Origin of the sequence: Plantactinospora sp. BB1 (assembly GCF_003030385.1) — a bacterium.
GTDB lineage: Bacteria > Actinomycetota > Actinomycetes > Mycobacteriales > Micromonosporaceae > Plantactinospora.
In genome coordinates, this window is record NZ_CP028159.1 from 1,823,004 (window position 1) to 1,843,304 (window position 20,301).

At 72.0% G+C, this 20,301-nt stretch carries 19 protein-coding genes and 1 tRNA gene; 9 read left to right on the forward strand and 11 right to left on the reverse strand.

Annotation, left to right across the window (positions count from 1 at the left end; genetic code table 11):
* Nucleotides 1-158 precede the first annotated feature (158 nt).
* Nucleotides 159-1,781, forward strand: coding sequence for a polysaccharide lyase family 1 protein (locus C6W10_RS07720; RefSeq protein ID WP_234361656.1), 1,623 nt, complete (start codon nucleotides 159-161; stop codon nucleotides 1,779-1,781).
* Between the two features lie 180 nt (nucleotides 1,782-1,961).
* The gene (locus C6W10_RS07725; protein WP_159104502.1) at nucleotides 1,962-4,571 is read left to right on the forward strand and encodes a family 16 glycoside hydrolase; all 2,610 of its coding nucleotides are present in this window, start codon (nucleotides 1,962-1,964) and stop codon (nucleotides 4,569-4,571) included.
* A gap of 162 nt (nucleotides 4,572-4,733) precedes the next feature.
* Here the strand turns inward: C6W10_RS07725 and C6W10_RS07730 are convergent, their stop codons facing one another.
* Entirely contained in the window at nucleotides 4,734-5,825 is a 1,092-nt protein-coding gene (locus C6W10_RS07730) for an ABC transporter ATP-binding protein (protein WP_107257465.1), read from the reverse strand.
* Between the two features lie 321 nt (nucleotides 5,826-6,146).
* On the opposite strand from C6W10_RS07730, the gene C6W10_RS07735 reads away from it, so the two are divergent.
* Nucleotides 6,147-6,223, forward strand: a tRNA-Thr gene (locus C6W10_RS07735).
* Nucleotides 6,224-6,313: 90 nt separating this feature from the next.
* Here the strand turns inward: C6W10_RS07735 and C6W10_RS07740 are convergent.
* The 3 genes from C6W10_RS07740 to C6W10_RS07750 form a co-directional block, all read right to left on the reverse strand.
* Entirely contained in the window at nucleotides 6,314-6,934 is a 621-nt protein-coding gene (locus C6W10_RS07740) for a collagen-like triple helix repeat-containing protein (protein WP_107257466.1), read from the reverse strand.
* Between the two features lie 71 nt (nucleotides 6,935-7,005).
* A complete protein-coding gene (locus tag C6W10_RS07745; RefSeq protein ID WP_107257467.1) occupies nucleotides 7,006-7,314 on the reverse strand; it encodes a hypothetical protein in 309 nt (102 codons plus the stop codon).
* A gap of 3 nt (nucleotides 7,315-7,317) precedes the next feature.
* Complete coding sequence (locus C6W10_RS07750; RefSeq protein WP_159104503.1) at nucleotides 7,318-8,142, reverse strand: hypothetical protein; 825 nt, start codon at nucleotides 8,140-8,142, stop codon at nucleotides 7,318-7,320.
* Nucleotides 8,143-8,351: 209 nt separating this feature from the next.
* On the opposite strand from C6W10_RS07750, the gene lhgO reads away from it, so the two are divergent.
* Both lhgO and C6W10_RS07760 read left to right on the forward strand, forming a co-directional pair.
* A complete protein-coding gene (gene lhgO, locus C6W10_RS07755) occupies nucleotides 8,352-9,560 on the forward strand; it encodes an L-2-hydroxyglutarate oxidase (protein ID WP_107257469.1) in 1,209 nt (402 codons plus the stop codon).
* 174 nt (nucleotides 9,561-9,734) lie between these two features.
* Nucleotides 9,735-9,971: a hypothetical protein gene (locus C6W10_RS07760; RefSeq protein WP_107257470.1), complete on the forward strand. Its 237-nt coding sequence runs from the start codon at nucleotides 9,735-9,737 to the stop codon at nucleotides 9,969-9,971.
* A gap of 7 nt (nucleotides 9,972-9,978) precedes the next feature.
* Here C6W10_RS07760 and C6W10_RS07765 read toward each other — a convergent pair whose 3' ends face one another.
* Both C6W10_RS07765 and C6W10_RS07770 read right to left on the reverse strand, forming a co-directional pair.
* The gene (locus C6W10_RS07765; protein ID WP_107257471.1) at nucleotides 9,979-11,457 is read right to left on the reverse strand and encodes an FAD-dependent oxidoreductase; all 1,479 of its coding nucleotides are present in this window, start codon (nucleotides 11,455-11,457) and stop codon (nucleotides 9,979-9,981) included.
* A complete protein-coding gene (locus tag C6W10_RS07770) occupies nucleotides 11,457-11,957 on the reverse strand; it encodes an MSMEG_6728 family protein (protein WP_107257472.1) in 501 nt (166 codons plus the stop codon). The genes C6W10_RS07765 and C6W10_RS07770 overlap by 1 nt, the downstream gene beginning before the upstream one ends.
* A gap of 116 nt (nucleotides 11,958-12,073) precedes the next feature.
* Between C6W10_RS07770 and C6W10_RS07775 the strand changes: the two genes are divergently transcribed.
* Nucleotides 12,074-14,086, forward strand: a complete 2,013-nt coding sequence (locus C6W10_RS07775; RefSeq protein WP_107257473.1) for a TrkA family potassium uptake protein — start codon at nucleotides 12,074-12,076, stop codon at nucleotides 14,084-14,086.
* A 46-nt stretch (nucleotides 14,087-14,132) separates the two neighbouring features.
* On the opposite strand, the gene C6W10_RS07780 is transcribed toward C6W10_RS07775, so the two are convergent.
* Nucleotides 14,133-15,335: a DUF4032 domain-containing protein gene (locus C6W10_RS07780; protein WP_107257474.1), complete on the reverse strand. Its 1,203-nt coding sequence runs from the start codon at nucleotides 15,333-15,335 to the stop codon at nucleotides 14,133-14,135.
* Nucleotides 15,336-15,469: 134 nt separating this feature from the next.
* Here C6W10_RS07780 and C6W10_RS07785 point away from each other — a divergent pair, with 134 nt between their 5' ends.
* The 3 genes from C6W10_RS07785 (at nucleotide 15,470) to C6W10_RS07795 (ending at nucleotide 17,848) form a co-directional block, all read left to right on the forward strand.
* Nucleotides 15,470-16,222 carry a phosphatase PAP2 family protein gene (locus tag C6W10_RS07785; RefSeq protein WP_107257475.1) on the forward strand — a complete coding sequence of 251 codons (753 nt, stop codon included), beginning with the start codon at nucleotides 15,470-15,472 and terminating at the stop codon, nucleotides 16,220-16,222.
* A 10-nt stretch (nucleotides 16,223-16,232) separates the two neighbouring features.
* Nucleotides 16,233-17,507, forward strand: a complete 1,275-nt coding sequence (locus C6W10_RS07790) for an APC family permease (RefSeq protein ID WP_107257476.1) — start codon at nucleotides 16,233-16,235, stop codon at nucleotides 17,505-17,507.
* 89 nt (nucleotides 17,508-17,596) lie between these two features.
* Entirely contained in the window at nucleotides 17,597-17,848 is a 252-nt protein-coding gene (locus tag C6W10_RS07795) for a hypothetical protein (protein ID WP_107263748.1), read from the forward strand.
* Nucleotides 17,849-17,933: 85 nt separating this feature from the next.
* On the opposite strand, the gene C6W10_RS07800 is transcribed toward C6W10_RS07795, so the two are convergent.
* From C6W10_RS07800 to C6W10_RS07815, 4 genes are all read right to left on the reverse strand, one after another.
* The gene (locus C6W10_RS07800) at nucleotides 17,934-18,560 is read right to left on the reverse strand and encodes a dihydrofolate reductase family protein (RefSeq protein WP_107257477.1); all 627 of its coding nucleotides are present in this window, start codon (nucleotides 18,558-18,560) and stop codon (nucleotides 17,934-17,936) included.
* Complete coding sequence (locus C6W10_RS07805) at nucleotides 18,557-19,033, reverse strand: SRPBCC domain-containing protein (RefSeq protein ID WP_107257478.1); 477 nt, start codon at nucleotides 19,031-19,033, stop codon at nucleotides 18,557-18,559. The genes C6W10_RS07800 and C6W10_RS07805 overlap by 4 nt, the downstream gene beginning before the upstream one ends.
* The gene (locus C6W10_RS07810) at nucleotides 19,017-19,367 is read right to left on the reverse strand and encodes a helix-turn-helix transcriptional regulator (RefSeq protein ID WP_107257479.1); all 351 of its coding nucleotides are present in this window, start codon (nucleotides 19,365-19,367) and stop codon (nucleotides 19,017-19,019) included. The genes C6W10_RS07805 and C6W10_RS07810 overlap by 17 nt, the downstream gene beginning before the upstream one ends.
* Nucleotides 19,368-19,480: 113 nt before the next feature.
* Nucleotides 19,481-20,203, reverse strand: a complete 723-nt coding sequence (locus C6W10_RS07815) for a DUF3105 domain-containing protein (RefSeq protein WP_107257480.1) — start codon at nucleotides 20,201-20,203, stop codon at nucleotides 19,481-19,483.
* Nucleotides 20,204-20,301: the final 98 nt, after the last annotated feature.

A 20,301-nucleotide genomic window follows, 5' to 3' on the forward strand; every position in this document is an offset into this window, starting at 1 on the left:
GACCCGCTCGTCCTGCCGGTGTGACCGCTGGCCCGGTCGTCCCGCCGGGTCCAGCCAGCGGCGGCGCGGCGCCGCCGAGAACGCAGTACCCCCACACCGCCGCCGTCGCCGCGCCGACGGCGGCCCACACCCCCACCACCGCCACAGGGAGGTTCACCGTGCACGCAGACCAGTCCCGGGGACGACCGAGGTGGCGGCTGACCGCCGTCGCGGGCGCGGCCGGGTTGCTCACCGCCGCCGCGATGACGGTGGCGATGCCGGCCGCCTTCGCCGACACCCTGCTCACCGACAACTTCGAGGACGGCAACTCCTCCGGCTGGTCGACCTCGGGCGGAAGCTGGTCGGTGGCGACCGACGGCAGCCGGGTCTACCGGCAGTCCGGGCAGAGCAGCGACGCGCGTACCCTCACCGGCACCACCTCCTGGCGCGACTACGCCGTGCAGGCCCGGGTCAAGCCGACCGGGTTCGGCGGCGCGAACCGGCACGTCGGGGTGATCGCCCGGGCGCAGAGTTCCAGCCGCTACTACGCGCTCGTGGTGACCAGCGGCGGTGGGGTGCAGCTCGTCAAGCGCGACGGTTCGGCGCCGGTCGCGCTGGCCAGCGGTTCCGGCGCGGTACCGCTGAACACCTGGGCCACGCTCCGGCTGGAGGCGACCGGCAGCACGCTGCGCGGGTACGTCAACGGCAGCCTCTCGGTGCAGGCCACCGACTCCGTACTCTCGACCGGGCGGGTCGGCCTGGCCGCCTCGTACGCCAGTGGCTCCTTCGACGACGTCGAGGTGGCGACGGTGACCGGTACGCCGCCGACCGGTGGCCCGACCGGCGGGCCGACGCTGCCGCCGACCGGTCCGCCGCTCGACCCGGGCGCCCCGCCGATCGGCTTCGCCGGGGTGTTCGCGCTCGGCCAGAACGGCACCACGGGTGGGGCCGGCGGCCCGACGGTGACGGTCTCCACCGCCACCGACCTGCTCACCGCGATCAGCCGGTCCGGCCCGCTGAACATCCGGGTCAACGGCATGATCGCGCTGCCCGGCCCGATGCACGACGTGACGTCCGACAAGACGATCGTCGGGGTGGGCGCCAGCTCCGGGATCACCGGCGGCGGGTTGAACATCGGGCTGCCGGTCAGCGACGCGACCAGCCCGCCGGCGAACGCCGTGCACAACGTGATCATCCGGAACCTGAACTTCCGGAACACCGTCGACGACGCGATCAACGTGCAGATGTTCTCGCACCACGTCTGGATCGACCACAACGACCTGTCGGCCGGTTACGACGGCCTGATCGACGTCAAGCGGGGCGCCAGCTACGTGACGGTGTCGTGGAACCACACCCACCACCACACCAAGAACATGCTGCTCGGGCACGACGACAGCAACGCGGCGCAGGACACCGGGTATCTGAAGGTCACCTACCACCACAACTGGTTCGACCGTACGCCGCAGCGCAATCCGCGGGTCCGGTTCGGCGACCCGGTGCACGTCTTCAACAACTACTTCGTCTACAACACCGACGTCGGGGTGGCCTGCCAGATGAACTCGGGCTGCGTGGTCGAGGGGAACTACTTCGAGGACGTCGAGGTGCCCTGGTCGATCAGCTACGCCGGAGACCGGGGCCGGCTGGTGGCCCGCAACAACGTGCTGGCCGGTACGAGCGAGCCGGGTGACTCCGGCGGTTCGGTGACCGAGCCGAGCAGCTACTACTCCTACACCGTCGCCGACCCGAACGGCATCCGGGCGACGGTGATGGCGGGCAGCGGTACCGGGAAGCTGTCCTTCTAGCGGTCCCCGCGCGCGGCGGTGCCGGTCGCACCGCCGCGCGGCCCGCCGCACCCTCTGCGCCTGGTCCGCCGCACTTCGTCCCGGGCCGACCCGGCTCCTAAAGATCGATAACTATCAATGGATGGCTTCCTGGATCGAGGCCGGTGCCCGAAAGGGCAGACACATAACCGAGGAGGTTCCGTGAGTACCACCGACACCCGGCGGAGACATCGTCGTCGCGGGCTCCTGCTCGCGACCGGCTCCGCGTTCGTCGCGGTCGCCCTCGCGATCGGGATGGGCGCCACCGCCCAGGCCGCGACGCTCTTCTCCGACGACTTCGAGGACGGCAATTCCACCGGCTGGACCACGTCCGGCGGCTCCTGGTCCGTCGACACCGACGGCAGCCGGGTGTACCGGCAGTCCGGCACCAGCAGCGACGCCCGGGCCCTGGCCGGCACCACGAGCTGGGCCAACTACACCGTGCAGACCCGGGTCAAGCCGACCGCGTTCAACGGCTCCAACCGGTTCGTCGCGCTGCTGGCCCGGGTGCAGAGCAACACCAGCTACTACTACCTGGCGCTGCGCAGCAACAACACCGTCGAGCTGAAGCGGCTCTCCGGCGGCTCCTCGACCACTTTGGACACCGCCAGCGTGACCGTCGGGCTGAACAACTGGTACACGCTGCGGCTCGACGTGTCGGGCAGCTCGCTGCGCGGGTACGTCAACGGCACGCTGCTCACCGAGGGCACCGACAGCTCCTACGGCACCGGCCGGATCGGGGTGGCGACCTTCAACGCCACCGCCAACTTCGACGACGTACTCGTCAGCGACAGCGTGAGCACCCCGACCACGCCGCCGACCGGTGGCCCGACCACCACCCCGCCGCCGACCGGCAACCCCGGCGCCAACGTGGCCGACGGCTGGGCCGGAGTCAACGCGCTCGGCCAGAACGGCACCACCGGAGGGGCGGGCGGCCCGACCGTCACCGTCAACTCGGCGGCGCAGTTCGTCACCGAGGCGGCCTCGGCCGGACCGAAGATCATCCAGGTGAGCGGGATGATCGACCTGCCCGGCCCGATGCACGAGGTCAGCTCGGACAAGACGATCGTCGGCCTCGGCGCCAACTCCGGCTTCACCGGCGGCGGCCTCAACATCGGCCTGCCGATCGACGACGACATCACCTCGCCGCCGTCGAACGCCGTGCACAACGTCATCCTGCGGAACCTCAACTTCCGGGACTGGGACGACGACGCGGTCAACGTGCAGATGTTCTCGCACCACATCTGGATCGACCACAACACCTGGACCACCGGTGGCGACGGTGGCGTCGACGTCAAGCGCGGCTCGTCGTACGTGACGATCTCGTACAACCACGCGGACGGCACCGACAAGAACATGCTGCTCGGGCACGACGACGGCAACGCCGCCCAGGACGTCGGCTATCTGAAGGTCAGCTACCACCACAACTTCTTCGACAACACCAACCAGCGCAACCCCCGGGTCCGCTTCGGCGACCAGGTGCACGTCTACAACAACTACTACCTGAACACCGGGAACTACGGTGTCGCGTCGACCGAGAACGCCGGCGTGATCGTCGAGGGCAACTACTTCGAGAACGTCGACGACCCGTACCACCTCGGCGAGGGGGACTCCGGGGACGGCCGGCTGGTGGCCCGGAACAACTGCCTGATCAACTCGGGCTCGGGGCAGACCGGCGGCAGCGTCAGCAACCCGCCGTACCCGTACACCGTCCAGACCGCCTGCGACATGAAGGCGGTCGTCTCGGCGCAGGCCGGGGTGGGCCGGGTCGGGCTGCCCGGCGGCCCGACGACGAACCCGACCACCAACCCGACGACGCCCGCGCCCACCACGCCGGCCGCCACGACGCCGCCGCCGACCAGCGGCCCGCCGCAGACCGGTCTGGTCGGCTGGGCCGCCCAGGCCGGTGGCACCACCGGCGGGGCCGGCGGTGCCACGGTGACGGTGAGCAGCTTCGCCGACTTCCGGACCCAGGCGCAGTCCTCGGGGGCCAGGACCATCCTGGTCAACGGCATGCTCAGCGGCTCGGGGACCGTGGAGATCACGGCGAACAAGACGATCCGCGGCGTCGGGGCGAACTCCGGCGTCTCCGGCACCACCCTCAACATCGAGGACATGCAGCCGGCCAACGTGATCATCCAGAACATGAACATCCGTGGGGTGACCGGCGGGGACGCGATCCAGATCGAGAACGCCACCCACATCTGGCTCGACCACAACACGTTCTCCAGCACGATCGAGGACGATCCCGACTTCTACGACGGCATGATCGACATCACCCACGCCGGTGACTACATCACGGTGTCCTGGAACGTCGTCCGCAACCACTGGAAGACCTCGCTGGTCGGCCACTCCGACGGCAACTCCGGCGAGGACGTGGGTCACCTGCGGGTCACGTACCACCACAACTGGTTCGACCGGACCTTCGAGCGCAGCCCCCGGGTGCGCTTCGGCGAGACGGTACACGTCTTCAACAACTACTACTCCAACGTCAACAACAACGCCGACTCGTACGCGATCGCGTCCACCATGAACGCCGGGGTACTCGTCGAAGCCAACGTCTTCGAGAACGTGCAGCAGGCGTGCTGGTCGGCGAGCGGGTACGCCGACTCCGACCCCGGCCGGCTGGTCGCCCGGAACAACTCGCTGACCAACTCCGGCCCGTGCGAGGTCAACGGCTCGGTGGCCGCGGTCCCGTACGGCTACACCGCCGACAACGTCGGCACGGTCAAGGCATCCGTCACGGCGGGTGCGGGTGCGGGCAGGCTCTGACCGGCCCGGTCGGCCGCCGACGCCGCTCGGCTCCGCCGTGACCTGATCGGCGCCCGCCGGAGTCGCCCGGCACCGCGACCCCGGCGGAAGGTCCGGTGGAAAACGATCGGGGCGGTCGCTTCCAGCAGGAAGCGACCGCCCCGATTCGGTCGGTCGGCCGGATCAGATCCGGTTGCCGGTCACGGCGTGGAAGGCGTGGTTCCGACCGGTACGCGGCTTCACGTAGACGGTGTCGCCCATGTTCGGCATGTTCCGCCGGTCGGTACGCACCACGAACCGCTCCGAGGTGCCGTCGATCGCGGCGTGGCCGTAGACGTTCGCGTCCGAACCGAGGTCCTCGACCAGCTCGACGACGAGGGCGAGGCCGCCCTCGCTCTGCGAGACCAGGTCGCAGTCCTCCGGACGGAAGCCGACGGTCACCTTGCCGTTGCCGCCCTCGGCCCTGGCCGCGGCCACCTGCTCGCGGGTCAGCGGGATGGCCAGGTCGGCGAACATCGCCCCGCTGTCGGTCAGCGGCACCGTCTTGATGTTCATCGCCGGGGAGCCCATGAAGCCGGCGACGAAGACGTTCGCCGGGGTGTCGTAGAGCTCACGCGGGGTGTCGACCTGCTGGAGCACGCCGTCGAGCATGACCGCCACCCGGTGGCCCATGGTCATCGCCTCGACCTGGTCGTGCGTGACGTAGACGGTGGTGACGCCGAGCTTGGCCTGGAGGGTCGCGATCTGGGTACGCGTCTGCACCCGGAGCTTGGCGTCCAGGTTCGACAGCGGCTCGTCCATCAGGAAGACCTGCGGCTCCCGGACGATCGCCCGGCCCATCGCGACCCGCTGGCGCTGACCGCCGGAGAGCGCCTTGGGCTTGCGGCTGAGGTAGTCCTCCAGCTGGAGCAGGGCGGCCGCTTCCTTGACCCGCCGGTCGATCTCCGACTTCGAGGTCTTGCGGAGCTTCAGCGCGAACGCCATGTTCTCGTAGACCGTCATGTGCGGGTAGAGCGCGTAGTTCTGGAAGACCATCGCGATGTCGCGGGCCTTCGGCGGCAGGTGGGTGACGTCCCGGGTGTCGATGTAGATCGAGCCGTCGTCGACGTCTTCCAGCCCGGCGAGCATGCGGAGGCTGGTGGACTTGCCACAGCCGGAGGGGCCGACCAGGACGAGGAACTCGCCGTCGCCGATCTCCAGGTCGAGGTGGTCGACCGCTGGGCGCTCCGTACCCGGGTAGATCCGGGTGGCCTTCGAGTAGGTGACCGTAGCCATGGTGCAGCGCTTCCTTCCACCGGCAGGAACGTGCCGGACGATCCGAGTGAAAGAACGACCGGCGCGCTACCGCACCGGTCCGTGGACGGCATTCGGCCGGCCGTGGCCAGCGTCGGGTGTCATCCGCGTCACGCCACGGTAAACGGGTTTTTCTCACATGCCAAGGTGAGGCGGCGTTTCTGGGATGTACCTGACGAACATTTCGGGCATCCGGGCATGGTCCGTCACCAAGCGCTTCCGAGGCCGCCCGGTGTCGGGTATCGGAATCGGTGCCACCCATGGTAGGAGGGCATCTGTCGCTATGCTGACCACGAACATCGCGCCCCTGTAGCTCAGTTGGCCAGAGCACTCGCCTTGTAAGCGAGTGGTCGTCGGTTCGAGTCCGACCGGGGGCTCCAACTACACCGGGACACCCTCTCGAAGGCGTCAGGCGAGCGGGGCGACGCGGCGTAAATCCACCGGCGAACCGGCGGCCCGGGAGTGGGCGGTCACGGGGCGGGTGTCTGCGGAGCCGGGTCGACGACGCAGGCGGTGATCTGCCGTGGTCCCTCGGGCGTCACCACGGTCAGCGTCAGCAGGGTCGTACCGGCGGGGCAGATCGGGCCGGGCGGCCCGGGTCCGCCGGAGGGACCGGGTTCGCCCGTCGGGCCGGCGGGTCCCTCCGGGCCGGCGGGGCCTTCCGGTCCGGTCGGGCCGGCGGCACCCGGACCCCCGCTCACGCCCGGAGGGCCCGGATCGCCGGCCGGACCAGGTTCGCCCGGCGGGCCGGGATCTCCGGGCGGGCCCGGATCGCCCGGTCGGCCGTCCCGGCCGGGCAGCCCCGGCGGGCCTGGCGGACCCTCCGGTCCGGCCGGGCCCTGCGCGCCGCGCAGGTTGGCGGGGTCGACGACGCACTCGCCGCCGAGCTGGCGTACCTGCTGGCAGAGCTGCTCGGCGCCGGAGACCGCGGTCGCCGCCCGGCGCTGCTCGACGGCGGCCTGCCGGCCCAGCCTCGCCCAGGCCCAGCCGCCGGCCGCCGCGACCAGCGCGGTCGCCACCACCACGATGATGAGCCGGCGCCGGATGCGCCGGTCCATCCGGCGGCGGAAGATTTCCGTCTCCTCGGTCATCGCGCCTCCTCGCGGCGATCCGGCCTGCCGATCTCGCCTGGGTCATCACCGAAGGTCGTCAGGCCCGGCGGTCATGCCGGACCGTTGGGGCGGTAGCGGTGCAGTTCGCGTTCGACGAGGGCGAGCGCGTCCTCGGCGGCCCGCCGCGCGCGGCGGGCCTCGTCGATGGCCTGTTGCAGCCCCTCGGCGCGCTGCTCGGCGGCATCGGTCCGGCGTGCGGCGTCGTCCGCGCGCTTCTCCGCGCGGTCGATCGCCTCCTGGTATTCCTTGCGATCGGCCCGGTTGGCGTTGAGCAGGTACGCCACGATCGTCACGAGCAGCCCTCCGACGCCGACGGCACCGAAGCCGCCGGTCGGGAGGAGATTTGCCAGTTCACCCACACGTCAGCTCGCCGGGGTGCCCAACTTCGCCGCCAGTTCCGCCGCCCGGTCGCCGAACGCGGACCTCAGGGCCGCCGCGACGCTGTCGATGTCGCGCTGGCCGAGCCCGGCCAGTACGCCGTCGACGATGGCCTTCTCGTCGGTGGTGTCCCGGCCGACGGCGTCGAGCAGGGTCGCCTGGCTGACGGTCAACTGCTGGACCCGGGCCAGCAACTGCTGGATCCCGCCGTCGGCCAGCACCTTCGCCTTGGTACGGGTTGCGATCTTGTCAATCGTCGCGTCGTCCACGTCTTCCTCCGTCGGGTCTCCGAGCGCGATCGCGAGGATCCGCTCCATCACGCGTCTGTCGGCGCAGTGGCGCCGGTCGAGGGTCAGGTGCCAGTGCCACAGGTGGCTGGAATCGCTGCTGGCGGCCCGGTTCCGCACGTTGTCCCAGCCGTCGACGACCTTGTCGCCGTCGACGTTGCCGTAGAACTCGCGTACCTCTTCGAGTTGACCGGCGCGCAGCGCGGCGTAGAGCCGTTTGCACTGCGCGACCATCTGGCCGGCCGAGCCCGGCGTGAAGTCGACTCCGGCGACGTGTCGCTGTTGGACGGCGGTCAGGCCCGACTGCACTGTGTACGTCCGGGAGGTGCAGTACCGGGACTTGAGGATCCACTCCTGGGATCGGTGGGCGCCCCGCAGGTGGTTGTTGTCGCCCTTGACACCGAAGGCGCCCCGGGGCCGTCCGGTACGCCGGCACAGTTCGTCGCCGAGCCAGTCCAGTTCCGGCGTGACGATCTCCCGACCCCACCATGATTCAGCTTGTAATTGCGGATAGGTCGGCATCGAACCTGCCTATTGTGAAAAGTTCTCTAAATTGGGGTGCTACAGGCTAGTATTGATATTTGTCGTGACTTGCCATATTGCGGAAGAAACAGTCGTCAACCCGACAGTGTCGTACCGGGACACGCCCTGACCGGCGGCTACGCGACGCCGTCCCGGGCCGGGTACGGGCGCATACCATCGGCTCCGATGCCAGCGGCCGGGGAGCGCGGATGACCAGGTACGTGATCGTGGGCGGCGGGATCCTCGGGCTCGCGGTGGCGCACCGGCTGCGTACCGACCGGCCCCGGGACACGGTGACCGTGCTGGAGAAGGAGTCCGGCTGGGCCGCCCACCAGACCGGCCACAACTCGGGCGTCATCCACGCCGGGGTCTACTACCGGCCGGGGAGTCTCAAGGCGACGCTCTGCCGGGCCGGCAGCGCCTCGATGGTGCGGTTCTGCGCCGAGCAGGAGTTGCCGTACGAGGTCTGCGGCAAGCTGATCGTCGCGGCCGAGGCGGCCGAACTGCCCCGGCTGCACGCGCTGCACGAGCGGGCGCTCGCCAACGGGCTGCCGGTCACCCTGCTCAACGCGATCGAGGCGGCCGAACACGAGCCGCACGTCGCCGCCGTCGCCGCGCTGCGGGTCGCCTCCACCGGGATCGTCGACTTCGGCGCGGTCTGCCGGCGGCTCGCCGAACTCCTCGCCGCGAGCGGCGCCGACCTGCGCCGGAACACCAGGGTCACCGGGATCCACGGGGTCGCCGGGAGCCACGGCCGGGCCGGCGGCGTCGTGGTGCGCACGAGTACCGGCGAGGTGACCGGCGACGTACTGGTGAACTGCGCCGGGCTGCACGCCGACCGGATCGCCGCACTGGCCGGCATCGACCCGCCGGCCCGGATCGTGCCGTTCCGGGGCGAGTACCACGAACTGGTGCCCCAGCGGCGGAAGCTGGTGCGTGGACTGATCTATCCGGTACCCGACCCGCAGTTCCCGTTCCTCGGCGTACACCTGACCCGCATGATCGACGGTACGGTGCACGCCGGCCCGAACGCGGTGCTCGCGACCGCCCGGGAGGGCTACTCGTGGCGCCGGTTCGACCCGCGCGACGTCTGGGAGCAGGTCGGCTACTCCGGCCTCTGGGCGCTGGCCCGCCGGCACTACCGGTACGGGCTGACCGAGGTGACCCGCTCGCTGTCCCGGAAACGGTTCGCAGCCAGCCTCGCCCGGCTGGTGCCGGAGTTGACCGAGGCCGACATCGTCCCCGCCGGAGCCGGCGTACGCGCCCAGGCCGTACGCCCGGACGGCAGCCTGGTGGACGACTTCCTCATCGTCGAGACGGAGCGGCAGGTGCACGTGCTTAACGCGCCGTCGCCGGCCGCGACCAGCTCGTTCGAGATCGCCCGGCACATCGTCGACCGCCTCCCCGCCGACCGTTGACGCCTCCCCGCCGACCGTCGACCGCCTCCCCGCCGGCCGTCGACGACTGCCGGCCGTCGACGACTGCCGGCCGTCGACGACTGCCGACCGTTGACGCCTGTCGATCACTCGATCACTGTGCGTCACCGGATCGGGTGATGGTGATCGTCGACCGGTGCCGGTGACACTGGCCGGGTGGACCGTCCCGGTGTCGCCATCCTGCTGGTCGGAGTGGCGTTCGGCCTCTTCGCGGGCACCGCGTACGCGGTGGCCCGGCGGGCCTGGGTGGACTACCGCAAGACCAGGGCGAGCCTGCCCGGACTCCGCAGGACCGCGTGGACGGTGACCCGGATCGCTACCAGCCGTGGCGGCATCGTGCTGCTGATCTGCCTGGTCGCCGTCGGCTGGGCCGCAGCCGGCGGCGAACGCTGACCCTCGGTCACGCTCGGCGTGCGCGGCGGGCCAGCAGGCCGTGTCGGGGGATGGTCCGGATCGGCTCGGTGGCGGCGCCGGCCCGCCGGAGGATGTGGTTGGCGGCGAGCATCCCGGTCAGGGCGGCCCGCTCCAGCAGCGCGCTGGGCAGCTCGGTGCGGATCCCGTCGCCGGCCAGATAGAGCCGGTCCGCGTCGGTGAGCACCCCGGGCCGGTCGGCCGAGCAGCCCGGCCGGAACGCCGGGGCCCGCCGCTCGACCCGGCAGCGCAGGTCCCGCACCGGCAGGTCGGCGACCTCCGGCCAGAGCCCGGCCAACTCGGCCCACATCCGCCGGGCCAGCTCCGGCGCGGGCACGCCGTCCGGGCAGGCGTACGCGTGCAGTTCCACCACCGCGCCGCCGGTCCGGTCGGCCCAGTCGCGGGAACCCGCCTCCAGCCGGTGGTAGAGGGTCACCGAATCCAGGGTGGGTTGCCGGGACACCCCGCTGAACACCGCCCGGTCCGGGGCCACGTCGCCGGCCAGCCAGTACCGGGCGATCGCGTACGGCGGGCCGGCGCCGAGCCGGGCCGCCCGTCCGGCGAGTACGGGTGCCCGGGCGGCCAGCTCCGGCGAGCCGGCCAGCAGCGCGCTCAGGGCCGGCGGATCCACGGCGAGCACCAGGTTCCCGGCCCGGTGCCCCTCTCCGGTGCCGGTTTCCAGCCGCCAGCCGTCGCCGTCGGGCAGCACCGCCGCCACCGGCCGTCCGAGGAGGATCCGGGCACCGTGCCGGCGCAGGTGCGCGGCGAGCGGTTGCCAGATCGCCGACTCGTAGTCCCGGTCCGGTGCGTCGAAGCCGAGCCCCTCCGGGTTGCCGAGGAAATAGAAGTGGAAGTTCGCCACCAGCTCCGCCGCGGAGAGGTCGGCCTCGTGGTTGAAGAACGAGTGCGCGAAGACGTCGAAGAGCATCGCCCGGGCCCGGTCCGGCAACCGCAGCCCGTCGAGCAGCTCCTCGGCGGTGGTGTGGTCGAGTTCGGCGTACGTCTGTCGCGGGTGGTAGGCCAGCAGCGGCAGGGCGGCCCGGCCGTCCATCCGGCGCAGATCACGCAGGCGCAGGCTCGGACTGCGGGCGAGCAGCGCCAACAGGCTCCACGGTGGCCTCGCCGGCAGCCGGCCGAAGTCCTCGGCCGGCCAGTCGGCGTGCAGCACCGGATAACCGGGTACCGGCCGGAGCAGGGTGAGCGCCGGATCGATCCGGCGCAGGATCGCGCGCAGGTTGTGGTACTGCCGGAAGAAGGCGTGGAAGCCGTGGTCGACCGGCGCGACGGTGCCGTCGGTAAGCGTCTCGGGCCGGGTGTCGAGCCGGCCGCCGAGCCGGGGCCGCGCCTCCAGCACGGTGACCCGGACACCGCGCTCGGCGAGGACGACCGCCGCCGAGATCCCGGCGACACCGCCGCCGACCACCAGCGCGTCCGTGTCGCGCCGTACCCACCCCGACGAGGGTCGCATCAGGACTCTCCGGGTGGTGGGGCCGGGGGCCGGCAGGCCGGTGGGCGGTCGGAGCCGGGCCAGACGTACGGCACCTCCGGGACGTCGCCGAAGATCGGGCCGTAGTGCACCGGATCCTTGCGCAGCAGTGCCGAGCGGTGACTCAGGTGCAGCTCCTCCCGGCCGAGCCAGGGCGGCAGTTCACCGGCGGCGGCCAGCTCGTCCTGCCGGCGTACCCGGTCCAGGCCGCAACCGGCGGCGAGGTCGGCGACCAGGGTGCCGGCGCAGGTGTCGGCCCGGCCGGTCGAGACCCACTCGGCACAGATGTCCAGGCCGTACCGGACCAGCGCCTCCTCGTAACCGGCCCACATCTTCACGGCCGGGTGGTGGCGCCAGCCGTAGCCGGGACGGACCAGGCCGCGCAGCACCTGGATCGCCTCGACCCGCTGCTTGCCCAGCCGCAGCGGGTCCAGGCTCCGGGCGGTCCGCCCGAAGTCCGGGTACGGCAGGAAGGTCTGCACCCGGATGCACTACCCGTCACCGCGCGTTCCATTCATCGACACGCTGGGTGATTGTACTGTCTCGTCCGCTTCCCGGACGGCTCCCGCGTACTGATCACAGTGACTACCATCCGGGCATGGCGGATCTCTGGCGGACCCGGGCCCGGCGCGCGTTCGAGACCCGACTGCGGGACGGCCTGCGCACCAACGGAGATCACCGCCCGCACTACGTGGTCTGCGGCCAGGACGCCCTCGCCGTCCACCTCGTCACCGAGCTGCTCGGCAACGACCCGCAGGGCAGCGGCGTACGGGTGACCGTGATCGTGCCGTACCGCCGCCGGCCGGACGGGCCGGACATCCGCTCGATCCGGGGCGTCCGGGTGATCCAGTCGGACCGGCTCGACGAGGAGACCTTCAAGACGGCCGGCCTGGTCGGGGCGACCGGGCTGGCACTGCTGCACCAGGACGACGTGGGCAACATCCACGCGGCGCTCTGCGCCCAGGAGGTCGAGCCGGACCTCCGGGTGGTGCTGCGGATGTTCAACATGAGCCTCGGGCACGGGATCCGGCAGCTCTTCCCGAACAGCGCCGTACTCTCCGACGCCTCGATGGCCGCGCCCGCGTTCGTCGCGGCGGCGCTCGGCGAGGTCGCACCCTCGTACTTCCGGCACGGCGGTCGTACCCTCTTCGTCGCCCCCCGGGCCGAGGTGCGGCCGGAACAGGTGGTCTGCGGGCTGGCCGACACCCGGGACCCGAACCATCCGGTGGTGCTGCCCGGCGATCCGGCCGACGCCGACCTGGTCCTCGCCGAGGCGGTCGGCCAGGGCGGGCAGGTCGGCACCGAGCAGGCCACCCGGCGGCGGCTGCTGCGCACCCAGCGGTGGCGGCGGCGTCGGATCTCGGTGCTGCTCCGGGCGGTACGCTCGTTCGCCACCCGCAAGATCGGGATGGCCACCATCGCGGTGCTGGTCGTGGCGGTGGTGCTCGGCTTCCTGCTCTCCTTCGCCGAGCACACCAGCATCGGGGACGCGATCTACCTGACCATGGTGACCACGATCGTCGGTGCCGACCCGGACACCAACAAGGGCGCGGCGGCCCAGGTCCTCCAGGTGGTGCTGAACCTGGCCGGGCTGGCGCTGATCCCGCTGATCACCGCCGCCGTGGTGGACGGGATCGTCAAGGCCCGGCTGGCGCTGGACGCCGGGCTGCTGCCGAGCGAGCGCAGCGGGCACGTGGTGGTGGTCGGGCTGGGCAACGTCGGTACCCGGGTGATGTGGCAGCTGCACGACCTCGGCGTCGAGGTGGTCGCCATCGACAAGGATCCGGAGGCCCGGGGGGCGGCGGTCGCCCGGCGGCTGAACATCCCGCTGATCGTCGGCGACGCCGCCCGCGAGGAGACCCTGGACAACGCCTCGGTCGGTACCGCCCAGGCCCTGGTGGTGGTCTCCACCGACGACGTGACCAACCTCCAGGCGGCGCTGAACGCCCGGGCGCTCCGCGCCGACCTACAGGTGGTGCTGCGGCTCTTCGACGGCGACTTCGCGCAGCGGATCCAGAAAACGTTCCGGATCGGCGTGTCCCGCAGCGTCTCCTACCTGGCCGCGCCGTCGTTCTCGGCGGCCCTGCTCAACCGGGCGGTGATCGCGACCATCCCGGTGGCCCGGCACGCCCTGCTGGTCGCGGAGGTGCCGATCGCCTCTGGCGCGGCACTGGCCGGGCAGGAACTGCGGGTGGTCAGCCAGGCGGAGTGGGTCCGGGTGCTCGCGCTGACCGGCGCCGGCCAGCGGCGCGCCGAGTGGGCCCCGCCGCCGGGGCACCAACTCCGGCCCGGGGACGTGTTGACCGTGGTGGTCCGGCGGGCCGGGTTGAACCGGCTGCTCAGGGAGGCGAGTACCCCGCTTCCGCCGCCGTCGGAGTCCGGAGCGGGGTCGACCGGTCGGCCCGAACCGGCGGGCCGGTCGTCGTCGGATCCGAGCCGGCCCAGCCGGCGGACCGTACCCCGGCAGGCCGGCCGGTCGACGGCCCGGGACCGCACCGGCGAGCAGTCCGGCCAGCCGGGCCGGGCGGGTACCCGGAGCCAGCCGGGCCGGACGGCGCGGCGGAGCCAGCCGGTCCCACCACCGGCCCGCCGGCCCGATCCCCCGCACTGAGCCCGCTACGACTCCGACGGCGGTCGCCCGGCTGCGATCCTGGCGGTCAGCCGACCTCGATGCCGAGTACGGCCTGCTCGTCGGGGCGGTGCACCAGTTCGTCGGCGAGGAACGACTGCACGGCCGGGGCCAGCCCGACGTCCCGGCCGGCCCGCTCGGAGAGCCGCCAGCGGTGTTCGATGACCTGTGCGAAGAGTTCGGCCGGTTCGAGCTTCTTGCGCAGGTGCGCCGGCACGGCCCGGACCACCGGCTCGAAGACCTCGGTCAACCAGCGGTGCGCGGCCTGCTGCTCGTCGGTGAGGTCGCTCTCCGCCCGGTAGGTGTCCAGGTCGTTGAGGAGCCGCCGGGCCTGGTTCTCCTCGGCGTCCAGTCCGGTCAGCCGGAGCAGTCGGCGGCTGTGGTAGCCGGCGTCGACCACCTTTGGCCGGACCAGGTAGCGCCCGCCGTCCACCACGGACATCGCCACCTCGGCGACGTCGAAGCCGAGTTCGTTGAGCCGGCGGATCCGGCCCTCGATGTCGTGCCGGGCCTCCCGCTCGATCTGCTGCTCGTAGGTGATCTCGTGCCACAGTCGCTGGTAGCGCAGCACCACCTCCTCGCAGACCACCTCCGGGTCGATCGAGGGGTGCAGCAGCCCGGCGGCCTCCAGGTCCAGCGCCTCGCCGAAGATGTTGACCCGGGCGATCTCCAGGTCCTCCTCCCGCTGCCCGTTGGAGAGCCGGGTGTGCAGCGCGCCGGTCTCGGCGTCGACCAGATAGGCGGCGAAGGCGCCGGCGTCCCGCCGGAAGAGGGTGTTGGAGAGCGAGCAGTCGCCCCAGAAGAAGCCGGTCAGGTGCATCCGGACGATCAGCGCGGCCAGCGCGTCGAGCAACCGGTTCAGCGTCTCGGGGCGCAGCGTGTGCGAGAAGAGCGCCCGGTAGGGCAGGGAGAACTGGAGGTGCCGGGTGATCAGCACCGGGTCGAGCGGCTCGCCCCGCTCGTCGTGCCGGTCGGCGACGATCGCGACCGCCTCCACGGAGGGGAAATCGATCCGCTCCAACGCGCGGAGCAGGTCGTACTCCCGCTCGGCCACCCGTTCGCCGGTCTCCTTGACCGCGTAGACGGTGCCGGCGAGGCGGACGAACCGCACGATATGCCGGGAGATTCCCTGGGGTAGCGCCACCAACTGGTCGGCGGGCCACTCCTCCAGCGGAGTCGACCAGGGAAGGTCGAGCAGCGCCGGGTCGACGAGGGCCGAGGTGATCCGCACGGATATCAAGCATGCCGGTCCGAGCCGCCCAGCGCCGCCTCACGTGTGCAGGCACACACGCCGGCCGGACCCGCCGAACCGGCCGGCCGCCGTCCTGTGCCGGCTCCGCCCGGCCGCCCGGTAGCGTGGTCGGAATGCGGGAGACCACGACGGTACGCCGACCGCTGCGGCTGCGTCCCGTCCGTCCGGCCGGCTGGTGGCTCGACGGCGTACTGGTCGCGGCGGTGGTCGCGTTGACCGCCGCGCTCGCCGCCGGTGCGCTGCTCGGAATCGACCTGGCGGTACGGGACTGGGTCGACGCGCACCGGCCCGGCCCGGCGTACTGGGTGGCCCGGGTCTTCAACTCGCTGGGCCAGGGCGGCTGGTTCCTGATGCCGATCGCGTTCGGCCTGGCGGTGCTGGTCGGCTGGCGCACCCGGTCGGTCCGGCCGCTGCTGGTGCCGATCGGCGCGTTCGTGCTGACCTCGTTCACCATCGGCCCGATGAAGCTGTGGCTGGACCGGGGCTACCCGCACAACTTCGAGCTGGCGCACCCGGAGAAGCTGTTCAGCGACCCGGCGGGCGGCACGGCGTACCCGTCCGGGCACGTGGCGAACGCCGTCGTCTGGTACGCGGCGATCGCGCTGCTGCTCGCCGCGCTGCTGCGTACCCTCGGCCGGCCGGACGCCCCGCCCGGCCTGTACGCCGTGATCCGGCTGGCGCCCCCGGTCATCGTCTTCTGCACCACCACCTACCTCGGCTGGCACTGGATCACCGACTCGGTCGCCGGGCTGCTGCTCGGACTCTTCCTCGGCCGGCTGCTCGACCGGGTGCCGTGGGACGACGTACCGCTGCCGTCCCTGCCGGGCGGGGTGCACCGACGCGGAGTGTTCACCGACGACCTCTAGATTCGGCGTCGTGCAGGAACTGGAGCGCCGGCTCGGCGTACCCGATGCGGTGGTCATCGGCCTGGGGTCGATGCTCGGGGCCGGGGTCTTCGTGGTCTTCGCCCCGGCGACCGCCGCCGCCGGCAGCGGCTTCGGCCTGCTCGGCGCGCTGGCCGTCGCCGGCCTGGTCGCCTACTGCAACGCCACCAGCTCGGCCCGGCTCGCCGCCCGCTATCCGGAGTCCGGCGGCACCTACGTCTACGGCCGGGAGCGGCTCGGCCCGTTCCCCGGGTTTCTCGCCGGCTGGGGCTTCGTGGTGGGCAAGACCGCGAGCTGCGCGGCGATGGCGCTGACCATCGGGGCGTACCTGTGGCCGGGGCACGCCCGGCCGGTCGCGGTGGCCGCCGTGCTGGCGGTGACCGGGGTGAACCTGCGCGGGGTGCAGAAGACGGCCCGGGTCACCCGGTGGCTGGTGGCGGTGACGCTCGGCGTACTGGCCCTGGTGGCGCTGGTGGGGCTCCTCGGCGGGGAGTTCCGGCCGGTACGGCTCGGTGACGCCGTCGGCGGGCCGGCCGGGGCCGGGGTACTCACCGCCGCCGGGCTGCTCTTCTTCGCCTTCGCGGGATACGCCCGGATCGCCACCCTCGGCGAGGAGGTACGTGATCCGGAGCGGACCATCCCCCGGGCGGTACCGGTCGCGCTCGGGATGGTGCTGGTGATCTATCTGGGGCTGGCCGTGGTCGCGCTCTCGGTGCTCGGGCCGGCCCGGCTGGCGCACTCGGCCGCACCGCTCGCCGAGGTGGTGGACGCCGCCGGGCTCGCCGCGCTGGGCTGGCTGGTCCGGGCCGGCGCGACGGTGGCGGTGCTCGGCGTGTTGCTGGCACTGGTCGCCGGGGTCGGTCGGACCGGGCTGGCGATGGCCCGCCGCCGTGACCTGCCGGGTGCGCTGGCCGCCGTGCACCCGACGTACCGGGTGCCGCACCGGGCCGAACTCGCCGTCGCCGGGGTGGTGGTGCTGGTGGTGGCGCTCGGCGACGTCCGGCACGCGATCGGCTTCTCCAGTTGTACGGTGCTGGTCTATTACGCGATCACCAATGCCGCCGCGCTGACCCTGGGCCGGGACCCGGGCCGCAGGCTTCCGGTCCGGTTTCTCGCCGGGCTCGGGCTGGCCGGCTGCCTGCTGCTCGCGGTCACCCTGCCGGTCGGCAGCGTGCTGGCCGGCTTCGCCGTGCTCGCCGTCGGCGCGCTCGGCTACGCCGCCCGCCGGCTCGCCCGACACCCGGGCGGCGACAGCGGCGCGCGGTGAGCGGCCGGCGGGTCATACCCAGGTACGAGCGCGGCGCTGCTACCGCAGGGCGACGCGCATTCCACTGATCCCCTCCTATGGTCGAGCGCATGAAGAAGGCTCTCGCCGTGCTCGGAATCCTGTTCGGGCTCTATCTGATCGTCCGCGCGGTCGCCGAACCGTTCGTGATCGACATGACCGATCCGGCGACCTACCAGCGGGACTGGGGCGGGCCGAGCCTGGCCGGGGTGCTGCTGGTCCACTGTGGTCCCGGGGTCGTCTCCGCGGTGCTGCTCGGACTGGCCGCGCGTTCGTGGTGGCGGCGCCGGGCGGCGACCGGAGGCGGCCGGGACGGCGAGTGAGTCAGCGGCCGGGACGGCGAGTGAGTCAGCGGGCGGGACGGCGAGTGAGCCAGCGCCGGGACGGCCGTGTCGTGCGGGGCGGTGCCTAGACGAAGGCGCTGAGGCCCTCGTAATCCGCGACCGGGGCGGTGCCGACCGCCTCGTACTCGAGCAGCAGGAGGCCGGTCGCCGTCACCTCGGAGTGGACCAGTCGGAAGCCGACGGCCGCGCCCGGGTGGTCGAACAGCCGCCGTCCGGCGCCGGTGACGGTGGGGGCGATGACGAGCCGGAGCGTGTCGACGAGGCCGGCCGAGAGCAGGGTGCTGCCGAGCCGGGCGCTGCCGTGGAGCTGGAGTTCCCGTCCGGGGCGTGTCCTGAGTTCCCCGACGGTCTGGACCGGGTCGCCCCGGAGCACCGTCGTCGGGTGCCAGTCTCCCTCGGTGAGGGTGTTCGTGACGACGTACTTCGGCAGCGAGTTCATCCGTACGGTGAACGGGTCGGCCGGGTCGGTGATCCGCGGCCAGTCGCGGGCGAACGCCTGGTAGGTGCGCCGCCCGAGCAGCAGTCCGTCGGCGAGGTCCAGCCACTGCGAGGTACGCCGGACGAACGACCCGTCCATGTGCGGTACGAGCCAGCCGCCCCGGGTGAAGCCGCCGGTGGGGTCCTCGGTCGACGAGCCCGGTCCCTGGCTGACCCCGTCCAGGGTGACGAACTCGGTCAGAGCGATCTTCATCGAACCGCCTCGGCCTCGGCGAGTCCGGCGAGCTGTTTGGTCACCGATCCCCACCCATCGGCGAAGCCGAGTTCCTCGTGCCGGGCGCGGGCGGCGGGATCGCCGTGCCGGAGGAGGATCCGGTAGTCGGTGCCGTCCGGATGATCGCTCAGGGTGATCTCGGCGGTCATCGGGACCGGAGCCGGCTGCGTCGGTCGCCATCCGCTGTCGATCGCGTTCGTGAAGACGATCCGCTCCAGTTCGTCGACGACGAGGAAGCTCGCGTCCATGTGCGGGACGAACTCCACCCCGTCGTCGCTCATCCGGGTCACCAGTCCGCCGCCGGGCCGGACCTCCAGGCGGTCGACCCGACAGAGGGTCGGCGCCGGCAGCCACCACTTCGCGAAGCGGGACGGATCGGTCCAGGCGCGCCAGACGACGGCGCGGGGCGCGCGGATGACCCGCTCCAGGGTCAGGTCAAGGTCGGGGTTCATGGTCGTTCTCCTCCGGGTCGGTGACAAGCCGTTCGAGGCGGTCGGTCCGCTCCTCCCAGATCCGGCGCTGTTCGGCCAGCCAGTCGTCGAGGAGGGCGAGACGGTCGCGGTTGAGCACGCAGGTGCGTACCCGACCGGACTTGACGGTGCGGATCAGGCCGTTCGCCTCAAGCGTGCGTACGTGCTTCATGAACGAGGGAAGGGTCATCGGGAACTCGCGGGCGAGATCGCCGACGCTCGTCGCACCACGGCCGAGGCGTCGGATGACGTCGCGCCGAGTCGGGTCGGCCAGGGCGACGAAGACGCCGTCGAGCTCCGCCGAATACTGTGCCATGCGGCTAAGTATTGCGCGCCAGAACACTTAGCGCAAGGGCAAAGTGTTCGCGGTCGGTCGGCCGGTCGGGTCGCTCGGCCGGTCAGCCGCTCGGTCGCTCGGTCGCTCGGTCGCTACCGGGTGGTGGTGATCCCGCCGCCGCAGGGCGCGCCGGCCTCGATCGCGGCGGTCACCCGGTACGCCGAGATGAAGGCGCCGATCGCCGGGTCGTCCGCCTCCTCGACGGCGAGCTGGTAACCCCAGGCCTGGAGCGAGATCGGTGCCGACTGCCCCGGGTACGGGCTAATCATCATGTGCGACAGCCCGCGTACCCGATCCTGCAGCTTGCCCAACTCGGACGGCGGCAGGCCGGGCCGGTACGTGATCCACACCGCGCCGTGTTCCAGGCTGTGCACGGCATTGCCGTCCTCGATCGGCGCTAGGTAGATGTCGCCGTTGCAGTTCTGCCACCGCTGGAAGTGCGGCCCGCCGGCCGGCGGGGTCATCGGATAGCTCACCGGCTCCTGGACGTGGTCCGTCGAGAGCGCACCCGGGTTCGTCTGCCGATAGTTGATCACCCCGGAGAGGTCCCCGGCGCTCGCGTCGTCGCGCTGCTGGTACCAAAGGAAGCCGGCCACCCCGCAGACGAGCAGCAGGAGCAACGCCACCCCACCGGCCACGATCCCGATGATCAGCCCGGTACGCGATCCCGACTTCGCGGGCGGCACCGGCTGGCCGTCCTGGTACGGATACCCGGGCTGGCCGCCCTGGTGCGGATAGCCCGGCTGTCCGTAGCCGGGTGGCTCGCCGTACCCGGGTTGGGGTGCGGGATAGCCCTGTTGCGGGACCGGCGGCATCCCGTGACCCGGGGGAGCACCGGTGGCCGGTGGTCCATAGCCGGGCTGTGGCTGCTGCGGCGGGGGTCCATAGCCGGGTTGCTGCGGCGGCCCGTACC